A 618-nucleotide genomic window follows, 5' to 3' on the forward strand; every position below is an offset into this window, starting at 1 on the left:
GTCGAGCGCTTCATGACCAGGTCGATGTCGCCGGTGTCGCTCGCGCTGGCCTTGCGCGCCTCGGCGAACGCGAGCAACGCGCCGTCGCGCGCCTTGACGATCGCCGGGATGCGGAACGTGTGGTAGCCCTCGGTCCCGGACTGGAACACGGCGGTGTCAGCAGGAGCCGGTGTCAGTCCTAAGAGGACGGATGCGATCAGTGCGAGCTTCATGGTCACTCCTCACCGTTGGGGAGCAGGGCGGCTTCCACGAGATAGGGGCGCACCGCGGCGCGCTCCTCGGAGTTGAGCTGGATCATCGGGAGGTTGGTGGTGCCGTTGTCGATCACACCGAGCGCGACCAGCGCTTCCTTGAACGCGCCGATCGCCGACGAGTACCCGCCCATCCGCGCGCGGTCACCGACGTTGACGATCTTGAACAGCCGACGCAGCCGGTCCTGTTCCCGTTGTGCCACATCCCATTCACCGCGTCGAGCTGCGTTGTAGAGCCGGACGTAGCCGTGCGGGTCGACGTTGCCGATACCGGGGACCAAGCCGCTCGCACCGCACCGGAGGCTCACGTCGGCCAACGTCTCCGAGCCGGAGAAGACCGGGAAACCCGTGCCGCGCACCAGGTCCA

1 protein-coding gene and 1 pseudogene are annotated in these 618 nt (G+C 67.3%); both read right to left on the reverse strand.

The genetic code is table 11. The features are described 5' to 3' along the window. Positions 1-212 (reverse strand): annotated as a pseudogene (locus tag CCN37_RS37450) (sialidase family protein); the annotation flags it as partial. A gap of 2 nt (positions 213-214) precedes the next feature. After that, on the reverse strand, positions 215-618 hold a 404-nt coding region (locus tag CCN37_RS37455; protein WP_210408389.1), incomplete at its 5' end, for a dihydrodipicolinate synthase family protein.

Source organism: Allokutzneria sp. NRRL B-24872 (genome assembly GCF_002155965.1).
GTDB lineage: Bacteria > Actinomycetota > Actinomycetes > Mycobacteriales > Pseudonocardiaceae > Allokutzneria.